22 protein-coding genes are annotated in these 20,927 nt (G+C 38.7%); 16 read left to right on the top strand and 6 right to left on the bottom strand.

The features are described from left to right. The first annotated feature begins 57 nt into the window (after window positions 1-57). From KV696_RS05825 to KV696_RS05775, 11 genes are all read left to right on the top strand, one after another. Window positions 58-696 (top strand): adenylate kinase, encoded by a 639-nt coding sequence (locus tag KV696_RS05825; RefSeq protein ID WP_001050436.1) that lies wholly within the window; start codon window positions 58-60, stop codon window positions 694-696. Window positions 697-812: 116 nt separating this feature from the next. Continuing rightward, entirely contained in the window at window positions 813-1,031 is a 219-nt protein-coding gene (gene infA, locus KV696_RS05820; protein WP_001029883.1) for a translation initiation factor IF-1, read from the top strand. Between the two features lie 24 nt (window positions 1,032-1,055). Beyond that, on the top strand, window positions 1,056-1,172 hold the full coding sequence (gene rpmJ, locus KV696_RS05815) for a 50S ribosomal protein L36 (protein WP_001808836.1): 117 nt from the start codon (window positions 1,056-1,058) through the stop codon (window positions 1,170-1,172). Between the two features lie 17 nt (window positions 1,173-1,189). Continuing rightward, entirely contained in the window at window positions 1,190-1,555 is a 366-nt protein-coding gene (gene rpsM / locus KV696_RS05810; RefSeq protein WP_000090781.1) for a 30S ribosomal protein S13, read from the top strand. Window positions 1,556-1,572: 17 nt separating this feature from the next. Further along, a complete protein-coding gene (gene rpsK, locus KV696_RS05805; RefSeq protein ID WP_001118385.1) occupies window positions 1,573-1,956 on the top strand; it encodes a 30S ribosomal protein S11 in 384 nt (127 codons plus the stop codon). A 42-nt stretch (window positions 1,957-1,998) separates the two neighbouring features. Continuing rightward, complete coding sequence (locus KV696_RS05800; protein WP_125420568.1) at window positions 1,999-2,934, top strand: DNA-directed RNA polymerase subunit alpha; 936 nt, start codon at window positions 1,999-2,001, stop codon at window positions 2,932-2,934. Between the two features lie 11 nt (window positions 2,935-2,945). Next, the gene (gene rplQ / locus KV696_RS05795) at window positions 2,946-3,332 is read left to right on the top strand and encodes a 50S ribosomal protein L17 (protein ID WP_000331493.1); all 387 of its coding nucleotides are present in this window, start codon (window positions 2,946-2,948) and stop codon (window positions 3,330-3,332) included. 264 nt (window positions 3,333-3,596) lie between these two features. Then, entirely contained in the window at window positions 3,597-3,863 is a 267-nt protein-coding gene (locus KV696_RS05790; protein ID WP_219967101.1) for an ACT domain-containing protein, read from the top strand. Window positions 3,864-3,872: 9 nt separating this feature from the next. Beyond that, window positions 3,873-5,210 (top strand): PFL family protein, encoded by a 1,338-nt coding sequence (locus KV696_RS05785; RefSeq protein ID WP_219967100.1) that lies wholly within the window; start codon window positions 3,873-3,875, stop codon window positions 5,208-5,210. A 17-nt stretch (window positions 5,211-5,227) separates the two neighbouring features. After that, complete coding sequence (locus KV696_RS05780; RefSeq protein ID WP_219967099.1) at window positions 5,228-6,712, top strand: N-acetylmuramoyl-L-alanine amidase family protein; 1,485 nt, start codon at window positions 5,228-5,230, stop codon at window positions 6,710-6,712. A 232-nt stretch (window positions 6,713-6,944) separates the two neighbouring features. Next, window positions 6,945-7,637 (top strand): histidine phosphatase family protein, encoded by a 693-nt coding sequence (locus KV696_RS05775; protein WP_219967098.1) that lies wholly within the window; start codon window positions 6,945-6,947, stop codon window positions 7,635-7,637. Between the two features lie 102 nt (window positions 7,638-7,739). Here the strand turns inward: KV696_RS05775 and KV696_RS05770 are convergent, their stop codons facing one another. From KV696_RS05770 to KV696_RS10350, 6 genes are all read right to left on the bottom strand, one after another. Continuing rightward, window positions 7,740-9,398: an ABC transporter permease gene (locus tag KV696_RS05770; protein ID WP_000440018.1), complete on the bottom strand. Its 1,659-nt coding sequence runs from the start codon at window positions 9,396-9,398 to the stop codon at window positions 7,740-7,742. Further along, the gene (locus KV696_RS05765; RefSeq protein ID WP_001289693.1) at window positions 9,388-10,479 is read right to left on the bottom strand and encodes an ABC transporter ATP-binding protein; all 1,092 of its coding nucleotides are present in this window, start codon (window positions 10,477-10,479) and stop codon (window positions 9,388-9,390) included. The genes KV696_RS05770 and KV696_RS05765 overlap by 11 nt, the downstream gene beginning before the upstream one ends. Before the next feature lie 12 nt (window positions 10,480-10,491). Continuing rightward, window positions 10,492-11,538, bottom strand: coding sequence for an ABC transporter substrate-binding protein (locus KV696_RS05760; protein WP_000731166.1), 1,047 nt, complete (start codon window positions 11,536-11,538; stop codon window positions 10,492-10,494). A gap of 162 nt (window positions 11,539-11,700) precedes the next feature. Then, window positions 11,701-12,741 carry an ABC transporter substrate-binding protein gene (locus KV696_RS05755; protein WP_061758909.1) on the bottom strand — a complete coding sequence of 347 codons (1,041 nt, stop codon included), beginning with the start codon at window positions 12,739-12,741 and terminating at the stop codon, window positions 11,701-11,703. Window positions 12,742-13,032: 291 nt separating this feature from the next. Then, window positions 13,033-13,803 (bottom strand): response regulator transcription factor, encoded by a 771-nt coding sequence (locus KV696_RS05750; protein WP_079114801.1) that lies wholly within the window; start codon window positions 13,801-13,803, stop codon window positions 13,033-13,035. Next, window positions 13,796-15,019: a sensor histidine kinase gene (locus KV696_RS10350; protein ID WP_257960422.1), complete on the bottom strand. Its 1,224-nt coding sequence runs from the start codon at window positions 15,017-15,019 to the stop codon at window positions 13,796-13,798. The genes KV696_RS05750 and KV696_RS10350 overlap by 8 nt, the downstream gene beginning before the upstream one ends. A gap of 573 nt (window positions 15,020-15,592) precedes the next feature. On the opposite strand from KV696_RS10350, the gene leuS reads away from it, so the two are divergent. The 5 genes from leuS to KV696_RS05720 all read left to right on the top strand — a co-directional run bounded on the left by leuS (window position 15,593) and on the right by KV696_RS05720 (window position 20,872). Then, complete coding sequence (gene leuS / locus KV696_RS05740) at window positions 15,593-18,094, top strand: leucine--tRNA ligase (protein WP_219967097.1); 2,502 nt, start codon at window positions 15,593-15,595, stop codon at window positions 18,092-18,094. 166 nt (window positions 18,095-18,260) lie between these two features. Next, entirely contained in the window at window positions 18,261-19,127 is an 867-nt protein-coding gene (locus KV696_RS05735; RefSeq protein WP_219967096.1) for an ABC transporter ATP-binding protein, read from the top strand. Then, window positions 19,127-19,969, top strand: coding sequence for an ABC transporter permease (locus tag KV696_RS05730; RefSeq protein WP_219967095.1), 843 nt, complete (start codon window positions 19,127-19,129; stop codon window positions 19,967-19,969). Before KV696_RS05735 ends, KV696_RS05730 begins: the two co-directional genes overlap by 1 nt. Window positions 19,970-19,987: 18 nt before the next feature. Continuing rightward, window positions 19,988-20,443 (top strand): LytTR family DNA-binding domain-containing protein, encoded by a 456-nt coding sequence (locus KV696_RS05725; RefSeq protein ID WP_219967094.1) that lies wholly within the window; start codon window positions 19,988-19,990, stop codon window positions 20,441-20,443. A 9-nt stretch (window positions 20,444-20,452) separates the two neighbouring features. Continuing rightward, complete coding sequence (locus KV696_RS05720) at window positions 20,453-20,872, top strand: DUF3021 domain-containing protein (RefSeq protein WP_219967093.1); 420 nt, start codon at window positions 20,453-20,455, stop codon at window positions 20,870-20,872. The last annotated feature ends 55 nt before the right edge of the window (window positions 20,873-20,927 follow it).

The following is a 20,927-nucleotide window of genomic DNA, read 5'->3' as shown; positions in this document are numbered from 1 at the left end:
AATAGGGGTGAAAAGACTTTTTGCTTCTATTTAAAAATAAAATAAGGAGATCAAATCATGAATCTTTTGATTATGGGCTTACCTGGTGCAGGTAAGGGAACTCAAGCAGCAAAAATCGTAGAACAATTCCATGTTGCACATATCTCAACAGGTGATATGTTCCGCGCTGCAATGGCAAATCAAACTGAAATGGGTGTTCTTGCTAAGTCATACATTGACAAGGGTGAATTGGTTCCTGACGAAGTTACAAATGGAATCGTAAAAGAACGTCTTTCACAAGATGATATTAAAGAAACAGGATTCTTGTTGGATGGTTACCCACGTACAATCGAACAAGCTCATGCCTTGGATAAAACATTGGCTGAACTTGGCATCGAACTAGAAGGTGTTATCAACATCGAAGTGAATCCAGACAGCCTCTTGGAACGTTTGAGTGGTCGTATCATCCACCGCGTAACTGGAGAAACTTTCCACAAGGTCTTTAACCCACCAGTTGACTATAAAGAAGAAGATTACTACCAACGTGAAGATGATAAGCCCGAGACAGTAAAACGTCGTTTAGATGTGAATATTGCTCAAGGGGAACCAATCATTGCTCACTACCGTGCCAAAGGTTTGGTTCATGACATCGAAGGTAATCAAGATATCAATGATGTCTTCTCAGATATCGAAAAAGTATTGACAAATTTGAAATAAAGCGTTTTTCACACTTGCAAAAATCCGCTACAAATGTTATACTGAGATAGTCTGACTTATAATTGTTGTCTCTGTGTCTAGAGGCATCGAATCGAAATTTATGGAGGTGCTTTTGCGTGGCAAAAGACGATGTGATTGAAGTTGAAGGCAAAGTAGTTGATACAATGCCGAATGCAATGTTTACGGTTGAACTTGAAAATGGACATCAGATTTTAGCAACAGTTTCTGGTAAAATTCGTAAAAACTATATTCGTATTTTAGCGGGAGATCGTGTTACTGTCGAAATGAGTCCATATGACTTGACACGTGGACGTATCACTTACCGCTTTAAATAATCGAAAAACTTGGAGGGATAAGAAATGAAAGTAAGACCATCGGTCAAACCAATTTGCGAATACTGTAAAGTTATTCGTCGTAATGGTCGTGTTATGGTAATTTGCCCAGCAAATCCAAAACACAAACAACGTCAAGGATAAGATAGAAAGGAGAAAACATGGCTCGTATTGCTGGAGTTGACATTCCAAATGACAAACGCGTAGTAATCTCATTGACTTATGTTTATGGTATCGGACTTGCAACATCTAAGAAAATTTTGGCTGCTGCTGGAATCTCAGAAGATGTTCGTGTACGTGATCTTACATCAGATCAAGAAGATGCTATCCGTCGTGAAGTGGATGCAATCAAAGTTGAAGGTGACCTTCGTCGTGAAGTAAACTTGAACATCAAACGTTTGATGGAAATCGGTTCATACCGTGGTATCCGTCACCGTCGTGGACTTCCTGTCCGTGGACAAAACACTAAAAACAACGCTCGCACTCGTAAAGGTAAAGCTGTTGCGATCGCTGGTAAGAAAAAATAATATAGGAGGTAAAAGTCTTGGCTAAACCAACACGTAAACGTCGTGTGAAAAAGAATATCGAATCTGGTATTGCTCATATTCACGCTACATTTAATAACACTATTGTTATGATTACTGATGTGCATGGTAATGCAATTGCTTGGTCATCAGCTGGTGCTCTTGGTTTCAAAGGTTCTCGTAAATCTACACCATTCGCTGCTCAAATGGCTTCTGAAGCTGCTGCTAAATCTGCACAAGAACACGGTCTTAAATCAGTTGAAGTTACTGTAAAAGGTCCAGGTTCTGGTCGTGAGTCAGCTATTCGTGCGCTTGCTGCCGCTGGTCTTGAAGTAACAGCAATTCGTGATGTGACTCCAGTGCCACACAATGGTGCTCGTCCTCCAAAACGTCGCCGTGTATAATCATCGCATTACACTGCTTTTCGTTTAAGAGGGAGTAACTAAATGATCGAGTTTGAAAAACCAAATATAACAAAAATTGATGAAAATAAAGATTATGGCAAGTTTGTAATCGAACCACTTGAACGTGGCTACGGTACAACTCTTGGTAACTCTCTTCGTCGTGTACTTCTAGCTTCTCTACCAGGAGCAGCTGTGACATCTATCAACATTGATGGTGTGTTACATGAGTTTGACACAGTTCCAGGTGTTCGTGAAGACGTGATGCAAATCATTCTGAACATTAAAGGAATTGCAGTGAAATCGTACGTTGAAGACGAAAAAATCATCGAACTAGATGTTGAAGGTCCTGCTGAAGTAACAGCTGGTGACATTTTAACAGATAGCGATATTGAAATTGTAGATCCAGATCATTATCTCTTTACAATCGGTGAAGGTTCTTCGCTAAAAGCGACTATGACTGTTAACAGTGGTCGTGGATATGTACCTGCTGATGAAAATAAAAAAGATAATGCACCAGTTGGAACACTTGCTGTAGATTCTATTTATACACCAGTTACAAAAGTCAACTATCAAGTGGAACCTGCTCGTGTAGGTAGCAATGATGGATTTGACAAATTAACCCTTGAAATCTTGACAAATGGAACAATTATTCCAGAAGATGCTTTAGGGCTTTCAGCACGTATCTTGACAGAACATCTTGATTTGTTTACAAATCTTACTGAGATTGCTAAGTCAACTGAAGTGATGAAAGAAGCTGATACTGAATCTGACGACCGTATTTTGGATCGTACGATTGAGGAACTGGACTTGTCTGTGCGTTCATACAACTGTTTGAAACGTGCCGGTATCAATACTGTGCATGATTTGACAGAAAAATCTGAAGCAGAGATGATGAAAGTACGAAATCTTGGACGCAAGAGTTTGGAAGAAGTGAAACTCAAACTCATTGATTTGGGTCTTGGATTAAAAGATAAATAAAGGAGGAATACATGGCTTACCGTAAACTAGGACGCACTAGCTCACAACGTAAAGCAATGCTTCGCGATTTGACAACTGACCTTTTGATCAACGAATCAATTGTGACAACTGAAGCTCGTGCTAAAGAAATCCGTAAAACTGTTGAAAAAATGATTACTCTAGGTAAACGTGGTGATTTGCATGCACGTCGTCAAGCAGCTGCTTTCGTACGTAATGAAATCGCATCTGAAAACTATGATGAAGCAACTGATAAGTACACTTCTACTACAGCACTTCAAAAATTGTTCTCAGAAATTGCACCTCGTTATGCTGAACGTAACGGTGGATACACTCGTATCCTTAAAACTGAACCACGTCGTGGTGATGCAGCGCCAATGGCGATCATCGAATTAGTATAAAATCATCAATTTTGTTGAGTGTTATGATGATGGAGTCTTGTGCTCTTAGTCTAGCTCTGGTCTACCGCTAGGATTTCGGTCCTAGCGGGAACACTCATCATAAGTTGGGATAGTAGACGCTTGTTTACGAAATTGTTTTTTTCCTAAGAACAACTTCGTAAGCAGGCGTTTTTGAGTATTTTAGTTAGAATTATGCTATACTATTTAAGAAGAAATCTGTTTAATGTTCAGGTTTCCTATTTTAAGAAGAATTGGAGTTTGCTTATGAAAGCGATTATAACTGTTGTTGGTAAAGATAAATCTGGAATTGTTGCAGGTGTTTCTGGTAAAATTGCAGAATTGGGTTTGAATATTGATGATATCTCTCAAACTGTCTTGGATGAATATTTCACGATGATGGCTGTCGTCTCTAGTGATGAAAAGCAAGATTTTACCTATCTTCGTAGTGAGTTTGAAGCCTTTGGGCAAACTTTGAATGTGAAAATTAATATTCAGAGTGCAGCGATTTTCGAAGCTATGTATAATATCTAGGAGGTTATTATGGATATTAGACAAGTTACTGAAACCATTGCTATGATTGAGGAGCAGAACTTCGATATCAGAACTATTACAATGGGAATTTCCCTTTTGGACTGTATTGATCCAGATATCAATCGTGCTGCGGAGAAAATTTATCAAAAGATTACGACCAAGGCAGCTAATTTAGTGGCTGTTGGCGATGAGATTGCAGCTGAGTTGGGAATTCCTATCGTTAATAAGCGTGTATCGGTGACTCCTATTTCTCTGATTGGTGCAGCGACAGATGCAACAGACTATGTAGTTCTGGCAAAAGCGCTTGATAAGGCTGCGAAAGAGATTGGAGTGGACTTTATTGGTGGTTTCTCTGCCTTGGTACAAAAAGGTTATCAAAAGGGGGATGAGATTCTCATAAATTCTATTCCTCGTGCTTTGGCTGAAACGGATAAGGTCTGCTCGTCAGTTAATATTGGCTCAACCAAGTCTGGTATTAATATGACGGCTGTGGCAGATATGGGACGTATTATCAAGGAAACGGCTAATCTATCAGATATGGGAGCGGCCAAGTTGGTTGTATTCGCTAATGCTGTTGAGGACAATCCATTTATGGCGGGGGCCTTCCATGGTGTTGGGGAGGCAGATGTTATCATCAATGTCGGAGTTTCTGGTCCTGGTGTGGTGAAACGTGCCTTGGAAAAAGTTCGTGGACAGAGCTTTGATGTAGTAGCCGAAACAGTTAAGAAAACTGCCTTTAAAATCACTCGTATCGGTCAATTGGTTGGTCAGATGGCTAGTGAGAGACTGGATGTGGAGTTTGGTATTGTAGACTTGAGTTTGGCACCAACACCTGCTGTTGGAGATTCTGTAGCACGTGTCCTTGAGGAAATGGGGCTGGAGACAGTTGGTACGCATGGAACGACGGCTGCCTTGGCTCTCTTGAATGACCAAGTTAAAAAGGGTGGAGTTATGGCCTGCAACCAAGTTGGTGGTTTGTCTGGTGCCTTTATCCCTGTTTCAGAGGATGAAGGAATGATTGCTGCAGTGCAAAATGGCTCTCTTAATTTGGAAAAACTAGAAGCTATGACGGCTATCTGTTCCGTTGGTTTGGATATGATTGCCATCCCAGAGGATACGCCTGCTGAAACCATTGCCGCCATGATTGCAGATGAGGCTGCAATTGGTGTCATTAACATGAAGACAACGGCTGTTCGCATCATTCCAAAAGGAAAAGAAGGCGATATGATTGAGTTTGGTGGCCTATTAGGAACTGCACCCGTTATGAAGGTCAATGGGGCTTCGTCTGTTGATTTCATCTCTCGTGGAGGACAAATCCCAGCACCAATTCATAGTTTTAAAAATTAAGAAAATAGGAGAAATTGATGAAAAAAGAAATGAAACATGCTTTAGTAGCTTTAGGACTGTCGACTTTACTAGTCCCAACTTTCGCCAATCAAGTAGTTTCTGCGCAAGAAGAAAGCTATGAAACTGTAACTCAGGTAACTTTAGAATTTTTTAAAAATGAAGTAGAGCAAGCTAAGAAATCTTATAAAGAGTTTTTAAGTAAGAATAAAGAAAAATTATTAAATGAAGCGGATCAAGTAGACTGGAGCATCCTTTCTTTTTCTCAGGATGATATAAAAACAATTAAGAATAATGCTATAGAAAGACTTAATAAAGAATACCAATCTTTTTTAGAAGAGATAGAAGGAGTGGAAAAAGAAGCATTAGAGACTTCAAAGGATTTTCAAGGTGCTGTAAATAGATTGCATGATTCTATGAGTTACCGTATTAACACAAATTTTGATTCTAGTTATAGAATTAAAAGAGAGGCTCTAGAGCTAATTATATTAAAGAAAAAGGAAAAACTAATTCCTAAAATAAAGGAAAACCAATATTATACAGCAAGAGAAAAAGAAAATGTGTTAAAAAGTATTGAATCCCCAATTGATTTTAAACAATATTATCCTGAGGGTGATAGAGATGGAAATATGACAGTAAATCAATATTTAAAAACCTTGGTTCCTGTTGCATCAAATGATTTTCGTATCTATATCGTACTTCCTAGAGAGAAAAATATTAGAGAAATTAAAGCGGTTGCTTTTATTGAGAAAACAGCGATTAGTAGTGATGATTCTCTTTCTAAATCTGATAAACTCGCTTTATTGAATAATGTTGAGGATATATTAGAAGAGGGATTAGAACAAATTGGAACACACTCTGTTGGTTATATTCCTGATAATGGAAACGATATTGTTAATATGCTATCCCCTGAAGAGTTATCTGTCTTTACTAAGCGTATCGAAGATGTTTATCAAGGAAAAGCTAAGCCTAAGGTGACAAAAGAAGAGGCTATTCAAGCAGTTTCTACTGGGACTTCATCCTCAGTTTCAACCTCATCTCAAGCTACCGTTACTGCTAATGGAGAGACTAAGAAAGATTATCAAGCAAGTAAGTGGTTTAAAGAGTCTGGCAAATGGTACTATAATGACCTTTCGGGTAACCTTGTAAGAAATCGTTGGGTAGGTCGTTATTATCTAAAAGCAGATGCTTCAATGGCTGCGAGTGAATGGATTTATGATGAAGATTATAAGAGCTGGTTTTATGTAGATTCAACTGGTAGTTATGTGGAGAAAGCTTGGCAGGGAGAATATTACCTAAAACGTGGCGGTTACATGGCTAAGAGTGAGTGGGTATTTGATTCTCAGTATGATAGCTGGTATTATCTGAACCAAGATGGCAAGTACGCTCGTAACCAATGGATTAAGGATGGAGATAAGTGGTATTACTTGTTAGCTGATGGAAAATTAGCAAAAAATATGACCATTAACGGCTATAAAGTAAACGAAAAAGGTGAATGGGTATAATTTTTTAAGTTCTATTTAAGGTTGGATATGTATACTATAATCATTAAATAAAGACCTCCTAATATTATTTGAAACAGATAATACTGATTTAGTTTGAATTTGATTTTCATCTAATATCTTTATTTAATAGAACTCCTAAACTTTTTCATAATAATCTCCTGCAAAAGTCACCTGTCTGGGTGGCTTTTGTTTTATCATCCATGATATAATAGAAGCAAACGGAGGACGGAAAATGGTAAAAGTACGATTGTATTTGGTACGTCATGGCAAGACTATGTTTAACACGATTGGTCGCGCGCAAGGTTGGAGCGATACTCCCTTAACAGCTGAAGGTGAGCGAGGGATTCAAGAATTAGGAATCGGTTTGCGAGAATCTGGTCTGCAGTTTGAGCGCGCTTATTCGAGTGATTCTGGGCGCACCATTCAGACCATGGGAATTATCCTTGATGAACTTGGCTTGCAGGGGAAAATCCCTTATCGCATGGACAAGCGTATCAGAGAATGGTGTTTTGGTAGCTTTGACGGAGCTTATGATGGTGATCTTTTCATGGGTATTATTCCTCGTATTTTTAATGTGGACCATGTTCACCAATTGTCTTATGCTGAACTGGCTGAGGGCTTGGTAGAGGTTGATACAGCTGGTTGGGCTGAAGGCTGGGAAAAACTCAGTGGCCGAATCAAGGAAGGCTTTGAAGCGATTGCCAAGGAAATGGAAGAACAAGGTGGGGGCAATGCCCTTGTCGTGAGCCACGGAATGACCGTTGGAACCATTGTTTATCTGATCAATGGTATGCATCCGCATGGTCTCGATAATGGTAGCGTGACAATTCTTGAATATGAGGACGGCCAGTTTAGCGTAGAAGTTGTCGGCGACCGTAGTTATCGAGAACTAGGACGTGAGAAGATGGAGGAAGCCTCTATTTAATCAGTCTAGACTTGCTTGCCATGAGCTAGGGATTTGATAAGAATATAAAGATAAGAAAAAACAGCCGAGGGTAATCCTTTCGGCTGTTTTTGATGGGGAAAACTAAAGTGTAATGCTATTGCTTTTAGAGATTTTCATAAACAAGAGCAAGGAACCTACCGTTAGAACAGTCAGGATAGTTGACAAGGCTGCGGCTACACCGTAATTTCCTCTGAGAACCTCTGTATAAATAGCTACAGTCATTGTTCTTGTTTTGACATTGTAGAGGAGGATAGAAGTAGAGAGTTCTGAAATCATTGTGACCCAAGATAGGATGGCTCCAGAAATAATACCAGATAGCATCATTGGAGTTGTAATCTTGGCAAAGGTATTGAGGCGGCTACTTCCTAAGCTTTCAGCAGCTTCTTCAATACTTGGTGCTATTTGTTGCAAACTAGCAACAGATGAGCGAATAGTATACGGTAATCTTCTGACAGATAGAGACATAATCAAGATGAAAGCTGTCCCTGTAATCATAAGAAATCCACTTCCAAATAGGCCAGTATTGAAGGAAGAAATGAAGGCAATCCCTAGAACGGTTCCTGGTACAATATAAGGTACCATACTGAGGCTGTCAATTAAGTTTGTAAACAAATTCCGTTTTCTAACGGCTAGGTAGGAGATAAATGTTGCGAATAGGACAACTAGGACTAAGGCAATCAAAGGGATACGAATGGTATTGAAAATAGCAGATCCCATACGATTGAAAGCTACCTTGTAACTGTTTAGAGAATAGCCTTTGACAAATACCATACCTGATGTTTTTAGGAAAGAAGTATAAATCAAGTAGACTTGAGGTAGAACAGAGAACAAGATAATTCCGTAGACTGTCGCATAAATGGCAGCCATTTTTCCTTTTGTTGTTTTTTTAGGCTCAATTGGATGGAGCGAATTCATGCTGAAACTGTAGCGATTTGAAATGTATTTTTGGATAAGGAAAATTGCCAAGGCGATGATAATCGCCATAATTGCTAAAGCAGATGCAAAAGCAGAATTTCCTCCAACCTCGCTAATAAATTGGGTATAAATCAAGACTGGGAAAGTCCGATATCCTTCACCAATCAACATCGGTGTTCCAAAGTCTGAGAATGCTCTCATAAATACAAGTAGGGCAGCTGCTAGTAAGGTTGGAACTAGGAGAGGTAAAACAACCGTTACGATACGCTTAAATCCGAAGGACCCCATGCTTTCAGCAGCTTCAAGTAGAGAATTGTCAATACTTTTCATTGTCCCAGCAACGTATAGAAATACCAGTGGGAATAGTTGCAGTGTAAATACAAGTACAATTCCTTTGAATCCATAAATATCAATAGCTGGAAGATGAAGAGTATTTGTCATGAATTTTGTGATGACCCCATTTCGTCCCAGCAAGAGAATCCAGGAGTAGGCTCCCACGAAAGGAGCTGACATGGAAGCAATGATAATCAATATTTGTAGAAATTTCTTTCCCTTGAAGTCATACATGGAAAAAAGATAAGCTAATAGGGTTCCTACAACTAAGGAAGTGACAGTAGCGGTAATGGAAACCTTGAAACTGTTGACGAGTGTCTCAGAGTAGTAGGCTTTACTAAAGAAAGTGACAAAATTAGCTAGTGAGAATTGTCCTTCATGTATGAGTGCTTGCTTGAGCACGGTAACGATAGGATAAACGAGAAAGACAAGATAGGTAAGAAAGATGAAGAAAGAGGAGGCTGTCCAAATATTTAGTTTTTTACGTTCCATGGTTGACTCCTTTTATCAAGTTTTGAGAACCATCTGCAGAAAAGACGTTTAATTTTTGAGTATTGATTCGTAGACGAATACGATCGCCTTTTTGTAGATCTTCTTCAAAAGTTGATTCTTCGCTAACCTGAATTTTTGAGGCAAAGCCTGTTTCAATGAAATACTCCGTATTTAGTCCAAGATAGACGCTATCGCTAATAGTTCCTTCAATATCTCCAGATTCATCTTTGATAAATTCTTCAGGACGAATGCTTACATGAATAGCTTGCTCCTCAGCCTGATCAAGAGCTGGCATTCGAAGAGCATAGCCATCTGAAAAGACGATATAAGCGCCGTCGCTCCGTTTTTCGAGATTGGCAGGGATAATATTTGTGCGTCCGATAAAGGTAGCCACAAACTCATTAGCTGGTTTATGATAGAGTTCTTTTGGTCGACCGATTTGTTGGATGACTCCGTCTTTCATAACAGCAATTTGGTCTGAAATAGCCATAGCTTCTTCTTGGTCGTGGGTCACATAAACAGTTGTAATACCCACTTCGTGTTGGATTTCTCGAATAGCCTGACGCATATCCAAGCGAAGTTTGGCATCTAGGTTACTAAGTGGCTCGTCCATGAGGAGAACACTTGGATTAACAGCTAAGGCGCGTGCCAAGGCGACACGTTGTTGTTGTCCACCACTAAGTTTATCGGGCTTCCGATCCGCATATTGAGCAATTTGCATGAGTTCAAGATATTTATTGGTCTGTTGGATTAATTCTTCTTTAGGGACTTTCTTTTGCTTGAGACCAAAAGCGACATTATCTCGGACAGTCAAATGTGGGAAAATAGCGTAGTTTTGAAAAACCATGCCAATATTGCGTTTGCTGGGTTCCATATTATTGATTTTTGTATCATCGAAGTAAAATTCTCCACCTTCGATACTGTTGAAACCTGCAATCATACGAAGAAGAGTCGTTTTTCCACATCCTGAAGGTCCAAGAAGGGTAAAGAGACTTCCTTTTGGAATTGTAATGTTCAAATTCTCAATAACAGGGACATCGTGGTAGATTTTTTTGGCGTTAATAATTTTGATCTCACTCATAGTGAACCTCTTTTACTGTTTAGATTGGATATCTGTGAAGACTTCGTTGTATTTCTTAACAATATCTGATTTATTCTTGATGACATAATCATAATCTTCAGTGAGTGTTTTGATTTTGTCAATTGGTTTCATATTTTCGCTTGTTTTAGCATTTTTACGAACAGGACGGTTAGTAGTGGTTGTACCAAGTGTATCTTGTACTTCTTGAGAGATAATAAAATCGATAAATTTCTTGGCATTTTCCATGTTTTTAGCTTTTTTAACGATAGCAGCACTAGCAGGTAGGAAGACTGTTCCTTCTTTTGGATAGACTACCTTGATGTTAGCTCCGTCATTTAAGAGTTTAACTGCTGGATCTTCATAAGAGAGACCGACAGCCATTTCTCCGTCAGCGACTGCTTTATAGACACCAGATGAGCTTGAACCGATTTTACCGTCAATAAGTGTGAAGAGATCTTTTACATAAGACCAAGCCTTATCATCTTTGTAACCACCTTGAGCTTGTAGCATATTTGTTAATTGAGCAAAGGCGCTAGAAGAGTTTGCTGGGTCAGCAGTTGCGATTTTTCCTTTTAGTTCAGGTTTGAGAAGGTCGCTATATCCTTCGATGTTCATGCCTTTAGTTAAATCAGGGTTGACGATTAAAACACTACCATCTAGTGTATAAGGTGTAGAGTAGCCAGTTGTGTTTTGATATTCTTTGATAACATTATCATTTTCTTTTGAAGTATAGTTTTCAAAGAGTTCTCCGTGGGTAGCATATTGTGTATAAGAACCACCAAAGATGACATCAGCTACAGGAGCTTCTTTTTCTGACTCTAGTTTTTTGAAAAGTTCTCCAGTGCCAGCTTGAATCAGTTCTACTTTGATACCATATTTCTCTTCAAAGGCAGGAATAGTTGCTCCGATTAAGCCCTCTGAGTTTGGTGAATAAACGACTAGCGAACCGCCGTCTCCTTTATCAGATGAACCGCCATCGGCAGATTCATTAGAAGAACAAGCAGCAAGACCAAAAAGAGCTAGTCCGCAAGCAGCATAATACATCCATTTCTTTTTCATGATGGATACCTCCGTTGTGTTATTTAAGTTTATTTTAAAACAATGTAAGCGTTTTTAAAACCGATAATTCTATTCTATTAGAGTAAAATTCTCTACAAAAACGGAAGTAATCATTTTGATTTTATAGTAGAGTTTGACAGTTAATCACTGTCAAGTCAAATTTTATTTTTTAGATTGGATATCTGTAAAAATGTCATTGTACTTTTTAAGAATGGCGGATTTGTTTTTAATGACATAATTGGAATCTTCAGTGGCAATATTGATTTCTGTCATAGCCTTCATATTTTTATTGGTTTTAGCATTTTTACGAATAGGTCGGATTGTAGTTTCGGTTCCTAGCTTATCTTGGATTTCTTGTGAAAGGAGGAAGTCGATAAATTTCTTGGCATTTTCCATGTGTTTAGCGTTTTTGACGATAGCTGCATTACCAGGTAAAAAGACGGTTCCTTCTTTCGGATAAATGACTTTTACATCAACTCCATCATTTAAGAGTTTTAAGGCAGGATCTTCATAGGTTAGTCCTACAGCCATTTCTCCATCGGCGACAGCTTTGTAAACATTTGAAGAGCTAGATGCAATCTTTCCATCTACTAGGGTAAAGAGATTTTTCACATAGGTCCAAGCTTGTTCATTTTCGTATCCACCTTGGTCCACAAGCATATTTGTTAATTGAGCAAATGCGCTAGAAGCATTACTAGGATCAGCAGTAGCAATTTTTCCTTTTAATTTAGGATTGAGTAGATCATTGTAACCTTCAATTTTTATATCTTTTGTAAGGGCTGAATTGGCAATGATAACACTGACATCCAGTGTATAAGGTGTGTAGAATCCTGTTTTATTTTGATATTCAGGGATTATCTGGTCGTTCTCTTGAGAAATATAAGGTTCAAAAAGATTTTCGTTAGAAGAGAAGAGGGCGTAGGAGCCTCCGAAAATGACATCAGCTACAGGGGATTCTTTTTCGGCCTCAGCTTTTTTGAACAATTCACCAGTGCTGGCTTGTACTAAATCAACCTTAATACCATATTTTTCTTCGAAGGCTGGGATTGTTTCTTCGATAAGGTCTTCAGGATTAGGTGAGTAGACAACTAAAGTGTTATCTGAATCTTTTTCAGAGCTAGTTTCCGCTTCTATAGGTGAAGAACATCCTGATAAAGAAAGGAATATCCAGCTAAAAGAGAGAAAGAATAGTATTTTTTTCATAAGTATCTCCTTTTTACGAACATTTTCTCTACCTAGATTGTTAATGTTTTTAAATTGTAGAGTCCTACAGGATATAATAAAAACCTTAAAGAAATCTAAAACGAAAAATAGGAAATGAGTTCCTAGAGCAAGGATTGGTGAATTTTAGCTGTGATTTTGATGGTAATACTCTTCAAAACACGTCGCTTTATCTGCAATCTCAAAGCTATGATTTGAGTAGTTAGCACTTTGATTTTCATTGAGTAAAAGTACAAAATAAAAAGATTGCCTGAGCTGAGCAATCCTTTTACATCAATGGTTTTTATCCATGAGTTTTAATTCTTTTGGAGAAATATGGAGATATTTTTTAAAAACTTTGGCAAAATATTTATAGTCTGAAAATCCAACTTGTTCAGAGATATCGCTTAAGGGAGAATTAGGGGATTCAGCCATTTTATCTATAGCTTGCTTGAGGCGGTAGCGTAAGATATATTCATTTAGCGTCATTGGGAAGTCTTCTTTGATAACCTTATATAGATAACTTTCGCTATACCCTAGATTCTCTGCAATGCTAGAAATGGTAAAGTGCATACAGTAGTGTTGATGCACAAATTCAAGAATTTGCTGAATGATTTGGTTTTGTGTATCAACTTGTTGGATAGAGGTGAGTAAAGTTTGATACTCTTCTAAAAAAGGAGTTTCTTGACGAGTGCTAACTCGTAATCGCAAAACAATTTTTTGAAGACATTCTGTCAACTCCTTGGTATCAATTGGTTTGGATAAGAAATCAACTGCTCCATATTGCATGGCTTTTTTGGCATTTTGAAAATCGTTATAACCTGATAAGATAACTTTTTCATAAGAAAGAGTACGAGTAGCTTCGAACATCATAAAAGCATCCATAATTGGCATTGTGATGTCTGTTAAGACAATATGAGGTTCTTTTTCTTGGATGAGTTTCATTCCCTCTTGACCGTGACTGGCAGTTCCTACGACTTGGATACCTAAGGCAGAGTAGTCTATGGCAATCTCTAGCCATTTTCGAATGAGGTGTTCGTCCTCTACGATAATGAGCTTAAACATGAGTTAGTCCTTTCGTTATAAATTTGACCCAAGTTTCTCCTTGGCGATTGACTCCTAAATCTAGCTGGACATCAGAAAAGAAATTGCTCAATCGTTTATAGCTGTTCACGATGCCATGCTGGGTATGAGGGCTTTCTAAAGAGTCTAAAATAGCGAGTCGCTCTTGTTTTGTGAGCCCTCCGGCGTTATCCTTGACTAAAAAAGTCAGAGAATCTGCTTCCCAGGTAATTTGGATATCTATATGAAGATCAATACGGTATTGCATCCCATATTTTATAGCATTTTCTACTAGAGGAAGCAAGAAAAGTTTAGGAATAGGCTGATTATCGACAGTTTCTGGGCAGACAATATCATAGGAAAAGTGCTCGAAACGAATCTTATGAATAATCAGGTAATCCTCTATAATCTTTAAATCCTGACAAATGGTTGTTTCTTTTTCTAAATCGGTGATACTGTAGCGAAGAATGCGCGTAAGGTTTTGAATCAGGTCTTGTGTGAGAGCTGCATCCATTAAAGAAGTGACTTTAATCGTCTCAAGTGTATTGTAGAGAAAATGAGGATTGAACTGAGCTTCCAGCATTTTTCTTTCAAAAATCCACTTTTCTTTTTCTATGGTCAACATTTTTTGATGAAGTTGATCTAATTCGTACAACATATTGTTGATTTTTTCTGCCATAAACTCAAACTCATCACCTGTTTGTAGAGAAAGCCTTTTTTCTGCTTGTTTGGGAATTTCTTGAAGTTGGTAAACCAAGCTTTCAATAGGAACAGCGTTGTGTGTAGCAATTTTGTGAGCAATTCGTCTTGCTTGCCAGAAGTAGAGGAAGAATATACATAAGGTGAGAATGGAGGCTAGGCCAAGTAAGCTAGGAATAGGAAAGAAGGATTGAAAAGTATAGATTGAAAAAATAGCACCGACTTTTTCTTTTTGAACAATAAGCGGTTCGTTCGCATACCAGTGGGTGCGAGAGTGTAGGAGTTTTTCATCAAATTTTTCAAGAGTGGAACGAGTAAATTGATTTGTATTGTTGGAAAACATATTACCAAAGTTATCGGTAATGATGTATTTAGAATTTATCATTGGGAAACTTGAGATGAAATCATTCTCATTTACGAAAGCAATCGTATAGGCTATAACTCGTTGGTTTTGAAGTAGTGGTTTGATAAAGAGTGTGTAATGTTGTTTATCTGAAGAGAGTGCAATTTTTTCTGTCACTTTTTCTTGAGAAGGATTTTGAATGAGCAGTTTTAGATAGTAGGGAGATAAAATACTTTCTTGATGATTTCGATTGGTACTAAATAGTAATTCACCTGCATCACTTAGGATAATGAGGTCAGAACTAAGTTTTAATTTAGCTTTGGTCTCGTAAAATAAGCTAAAGACTTCTCGCTCTGTGTGTTTGCCATCCAAAAATCCAGGAATCATTTTATGGTTCATAGTAGTCAGGAGCTCATTATTTGCTTCTTTCATTTCTTGAACCTGTTTTACAATCTGTCTTGTGTCTTTGGAGAGTTGCTGCTTTTGTAAAAAATAGGAAAAACCAAAAAGTAAAATGAGTAGTAAAAGAGAGGTCATAAAAGCTGCGATAGAGCTTCTATGGAGAATTTCTTTTTGGAGAGATTTTTTAAAGGAATGAGACATTCGCTACCTCCTTGGAAGGGTTTTCTGTTATAAGTATAGCAGTTTAAAAATTCTAGAGCAAGGTAAAATAGAAAAGTATAGAATAGAACGAGACCAAATTCCCTCAAAAATGGTATAATAGTAACATCACAAAATTGGAGAGAGACCATGAGTTTTTACAATCATAAAGAAATTGAGCCTAAGTGGCAGAGCTACTGGGCAGAACATCATACATTTAAGACAGGAACAGATGCATCAAAACCTAAGTTTTATGCTCTCGATATGTTCCCTTATCCGTCTGGAGCTGGTCTGCACGTAGGACACCCAGAAGGCTATACCGCAACCGATATCCTCAGTCGTTACAAACGTGCGCAAGGCTACAATGTCCTTCACCCAATGGGTTGGGATGCTTTTGGTTTGCCTGCAGAGCAATACGCTATGGATACTGGTAATGACCCAGCAGAATTTACAGCTGAGAACATTGCCAACTTCAAACGCCAAATCAATGCGCTTGGATTTTCTTATGACTGGAATCGTGAAGTCAATACAACAGATCCAAACTACTACAAGTGGACGCAATGGATTTTTACTAAGCTTTATGAAAAAGGCTTGGCCTATGAAGCGGAAGTGCCAGTAAACTGGGTTGAGGAATTGGGAACAGCCATTGCTAACGAAGAGGTTCTTCCTGACGGAACTTCTGAGCGTGGAGGCTATCCAGTTGTCCGCAAGCCAATGCGCCAATGGATGCTCAAAATCACGGCCTACGCAGAGCGTCTGCTCAATGACTTAGACGAGCTTGATTGGCCAGAGTCTATCAAGGACATGCAACGCAACTGGATTGGTAAATCAACTGGTGCTAATGTAACCTTCAAGGTTAAGGGAACAGACAAGGAATTCACAGTCTTTACTACTCGTCCTGATACTCTTTTTGGTGCGACTTTCACCGTTTTGGCTCCTGAGCATGATTTGGTTGACGCTATCACAAGTCCAGAGCAAGCAGAAGCAGTAGCAGACTACAAACACCAAGCTAGCCTCAAGTCTGACTTGGCTCGTACAGACCTTGCCAAAGAAAAAACAGGGGTTTGGACTGGTGCTTATGCCATCAACCCTGTCAATGGTAAGGAAATCCCAATCTGGATTGCGGACTATGTTCTTGCTAGTTATGGAACAGGTGCGGTAATGGCTGTTCCTGCCCACGACCAACGTGACTGGGAATTTGCCAAACAATTTGACCTTCCAATCGTCGAAGTACTTGAAGGTGGAAATGTAGCAGAAACTGCCTACACAGAAGATGGCCTTCATGTTAATTCAGATTTCCTAGATGGACTCAACAAAGAAGAAGCGATTGCTAAGATCGTGGCTTGGTTGGAAGAAAAAGGCTGTGGACAAGAGAAGGTTACCTACCGTCTCCGCGACTGGCTCTTTAGCCGTCAACGTTACTGGGGTGAGCCGATTCCAATCATTCATTGGGAAGATGGAACTTCAACAGCCGTTCCAGAAACTGAGTTGCCACTCGTCTTGCCAGTCACCAAGGACATCCGTCCTTCAGGTACTGGTGAAAGTCCACTAGCTAACTTGACAGACTGGCTTGAAGTGACTCGTAAAGATGGTGTCAAAGGTCGTCGTGAAACCAACACTATGCCACAGTGGGCAGGTTCAAGCTGGTACTACCTCCGCTATATTGACCCACACAATACTGAGAAATTGGCCGATGAGGATCTCCTCAAACAATGGTTGCCAGTAGATATCTACGTGGGTGGTGCAGAGCATGCCGTTCTTCACTTGCTTTACGCTCGTTTCTGGCATAAATTCCTCTATGATCTCGGTGTTGTTCCGACTAAGGAACCATTCCAAAAACTCTTTAACCAAGGAATGATCTTGGGAACAAGCTACCGTGACCACCGTGGGGCTCTTGTGGCAACTGATAAGGTTGAAAAACGTGACGGCTCCTTCTTCCACATGGAAACAGGAGAAGAGTTGGAGCAAGCACCAGCCAAGATGTCTAAATCCCTCAAGAACGTTGTTAACCCAGATGATGTTGTGGAACAATACGGTGCTGACACCCTTCGTGTCTATGAAATGTTCATGGGACCACTTGATGCTTCGATTGCTTGGTCTGAAGAAGGTCTGGAAGGAAGCCGTAAATTCTTGGACCGTGTTTACCGTTTGATTACAAGTAAAGAAATCGCTACGGAAAACAATGGCGCTCTTGACAAGGTTTACAACGAAACGGTTAAAGCTGTCACTGAACAAATTGAGTCCCTCAAATTCAATACAGCCATTGCCCAACTTATGGTTTTTGTCAACGCGGCTAACAAGGAAGACAAGCTCTATGTAGACTACGCCAAAGGCTTTATCCAGTTGATTGCACCATTTGCACCTCACTTGGCAGAAGAGCTCTGGCAAACTGTTGCAGCAACAGGAGAATCTATCTCTTATGTAGCTTGGCCAACTTGGGATGAAAGCAAATTAGTTGAAGACGAAATCGAAATCGTTGTCCAAATCAAAGGAAAAGTCCGTGCTAAACTCATGGTCGCTAAAGACTTGTCACGCGAAGAATTGCAAGAAATTGCTCTCGCTGATGAAAAAGTCAAAGCAGAGATCGACGGCAAGGAAATCGTGAAAGTAATTAGTGTACCAAATAAATTGGTTAATATTGTTGTGAAATAAGAAATGAATCCTTCAGAGTAGAATCTGGGGGATTTTTTGAATGAAAAATATAATTCTGTTTCCATCATCTCACCACTTAACCTCTCATTTTAACCACTTATCTCAAAAGTCGATTTTTCTTTCATTCTTTTTGTTAAACTGGTGAGGTAAAGAGGAGGAACTAAATATGATTTTACAAGCTAAACATTTGACTAAACGGTACGGCGATCATATGGCTGTTGACGATATTCAGTTAGAGTTTGAAAAAGGGAGTTTTAATGCTATTTTGGGTCCAAATGGTGCAGGAAAATCAACCACCATTTCCATGTTAATCGGTTTGAAAAAGCCGACAAAAGGTCAGATTCGATATGCGCCAAATACGAAAATAGGAGTTGTTTTTCAAGCTAGTGTACTGGATGAGATGTTGACAGTTAGGGAAAATCTTACGATTCGTGCTCAACAGTATAAGGAGATTGTAGCAAGTCGTGTGGATGATTTAATCCATCAACTGGGTTTGACTGCTTTCCAGAAACAACTATATGGGACTTTGTCAGGTGGGCAAAAACGTAGGGTTGATATTGCGCGTGCTCTTCTTTCACAGCCAGATATTCTTTTCTTAGATGAACCAACGACAGGTCTAGATATTCAGACTCGCAAAGCCATTTGGGATTTACTATCTCGACTACAAAAGGATGAAGGGATGACTATTATCTTAACGACTCATTATCTGGATGAAGCGGATGAAGCGGATCAGATTTATATCGTTGATCATGGGAAAGTGATTGCGCAAGGTTCTGCGACGGCTATTAAAAGTCAGTATGCTTCTAATATTCTAAAAATTCGTTTTAAAGAAATGAAGGGTTTAGAAAAGTTGCTACAGACTGGAATGACAGTAAAGGAAGAAAATGAGTTGGAATATCTTTTTTATCCAAGGACATCACTGGAAGCTATTGAATATTTGGCAAAAGTTCGAGAAGAAATTGATTCTTTTGAGTTTCATCCAGGTACCATGGATGATGCCTTTATTGCACTTACAGGAAGAGAGGTTCGCTAATGTTAGCTTTATTGAAACGGAATTTTATCTTATATTTTCGTAATCGTTCAGGAGTATTTTTCTCATTATTGGGGGCATTGATTTCCTTCCTCCTTTATATCATTTTTTTGCAGAAGAACTTGACGGATGCTTGGTCTCAACTCCCTGATAATACGAATCTTTTAAATAACTGGCTGATGGGTGGGACCTTAGCTGTGACTGGGATTACAACCAGTTTTACGGCTCTTACACAAATGGTACAGGATCGTGAAAATCAAGTGGATCAAGATCTCTTCTTGACAGATTTAGGTAGCTGGGGTTTACAGGTGTCCTATCTAATCAGTAGTATTGCCATTTCTTTTGTCATGCAGGTGTTTATGTTTGCTGTTATGGGGCTTTATTTTAAAGAAAGTCCAGTTATCAGTCATTTACCGGAAATTGCTTTGATTATGTTGTTAAGCAGTCTGCTTTCAAGTTTGATAAATATTCTCTTGATTTATCGTTTTCAATCTGTAGATAGTCTTGGCAAACTGGCAACTATAGTGGGAACTGCTTCTGGATTTTTAGTAGGAACTTATGTCCCTATTGGAGTTTTACCTGATTTTGCACAGATTATCATGAAGTGTACCCCTGCAACTTATATTGCTTCTCTTTATCGACAAATTTTAATGAAAGAACCATTAGAGACCGTATTTACAGGAAATAGCAGATTGTTAAAGGAATTTCAAGAAAAAATGGGAATCCAAATCAACTGGCAAGAACTATTGACAAAGGAAGAGACATACTTTATAGTGGTTATTATCAGTCTCGTCGCTATTCTTCTTTGGCTTTTATTTGTTAAAGTGTTTAGCAGGAGAAAATAAAAGTATATTGGAGAGAAAATGAAGATTCGTTTTGAAATGAAGGCAGAGTTTTCAGAAAAGGACCCACAGATTGTAATTCAGGCAGCTCAGTTAACTGACCAAGCAAGGGAAGTCATGGAGTATTTAGAACAATTTTCAACAATTAATCAGGTGGCCATTCCTATTCGAACGGATGATCATCTGGTCATGGTGAAGATTGAGGATCTTATTCTAGCTGATATTGACAAGAATTTATTAACCATTTATACGGTAGATGGGATTTATAAAACTAAGGAAACATTGATAAACTTTCAGAATCGGATTAATCGGCGTAACTTTATACAGATATCACGCCATTCAATTATAAACATTGACCACTTAGAATCGTTATCAGATAGTTTTTCAGGGAACATGATGGCTAAAATGACTCGGGGCATCAAATCTAGTGTGAGTCGGAAATACGTTAAGTCCTTAATGAATTATCTAGGTTTATAGGAGAAAATCATGAAACGATTAATTGATTATTTTGTATCGGGAATGCGTACGGCTTCCTTCTTTTATTTGAGTATGATGTTATTAGCTCAGTGCTATCCAAGCATTACCTATCCTGTCCCAATGGTAAAAAATATTCTAGCTCTGTTTTTAATGGGTGGAATTATGGGGGTATTGACTTTAATACTTGAAAAGCTAGAGTTTCTTGCTTTTAGTATACGTGTAGGAGTTCATTTATTAGTGACAGCTACTATTTTAGTATTGACCTCTCTATTTTTTGGTTGGGGTTCAGCCTTATGGAGTCCCTTGCTTTGGTTCTTTTTCTTGTTAATTTATGGATTGATATGGTTGTATCAAATCTGGCAAACTCACAAACTCACCCAACGAATTAATCAAGCCTTAGAGGATAAAAGACAAAAAACGGGTTACTAATGTAGTGTTGAGGATGAAGTTTTAAGACAGTGCCAGTTTCCAAAGAGAATAATTT

Origin of the sequence: Streptococcus humanilactis (genome assembly GCF_019448275.1) — a bacterium.
Taxonomy (GTDB): Bacteria; Bacillota; Bacilli; order Lactobacillales; family Streptococcaceae; genus Streptococcus; species Streptococcus humanilactis.
This window is presented reverse-complemented; position numbering and strand designations above follow the sequence as displayed.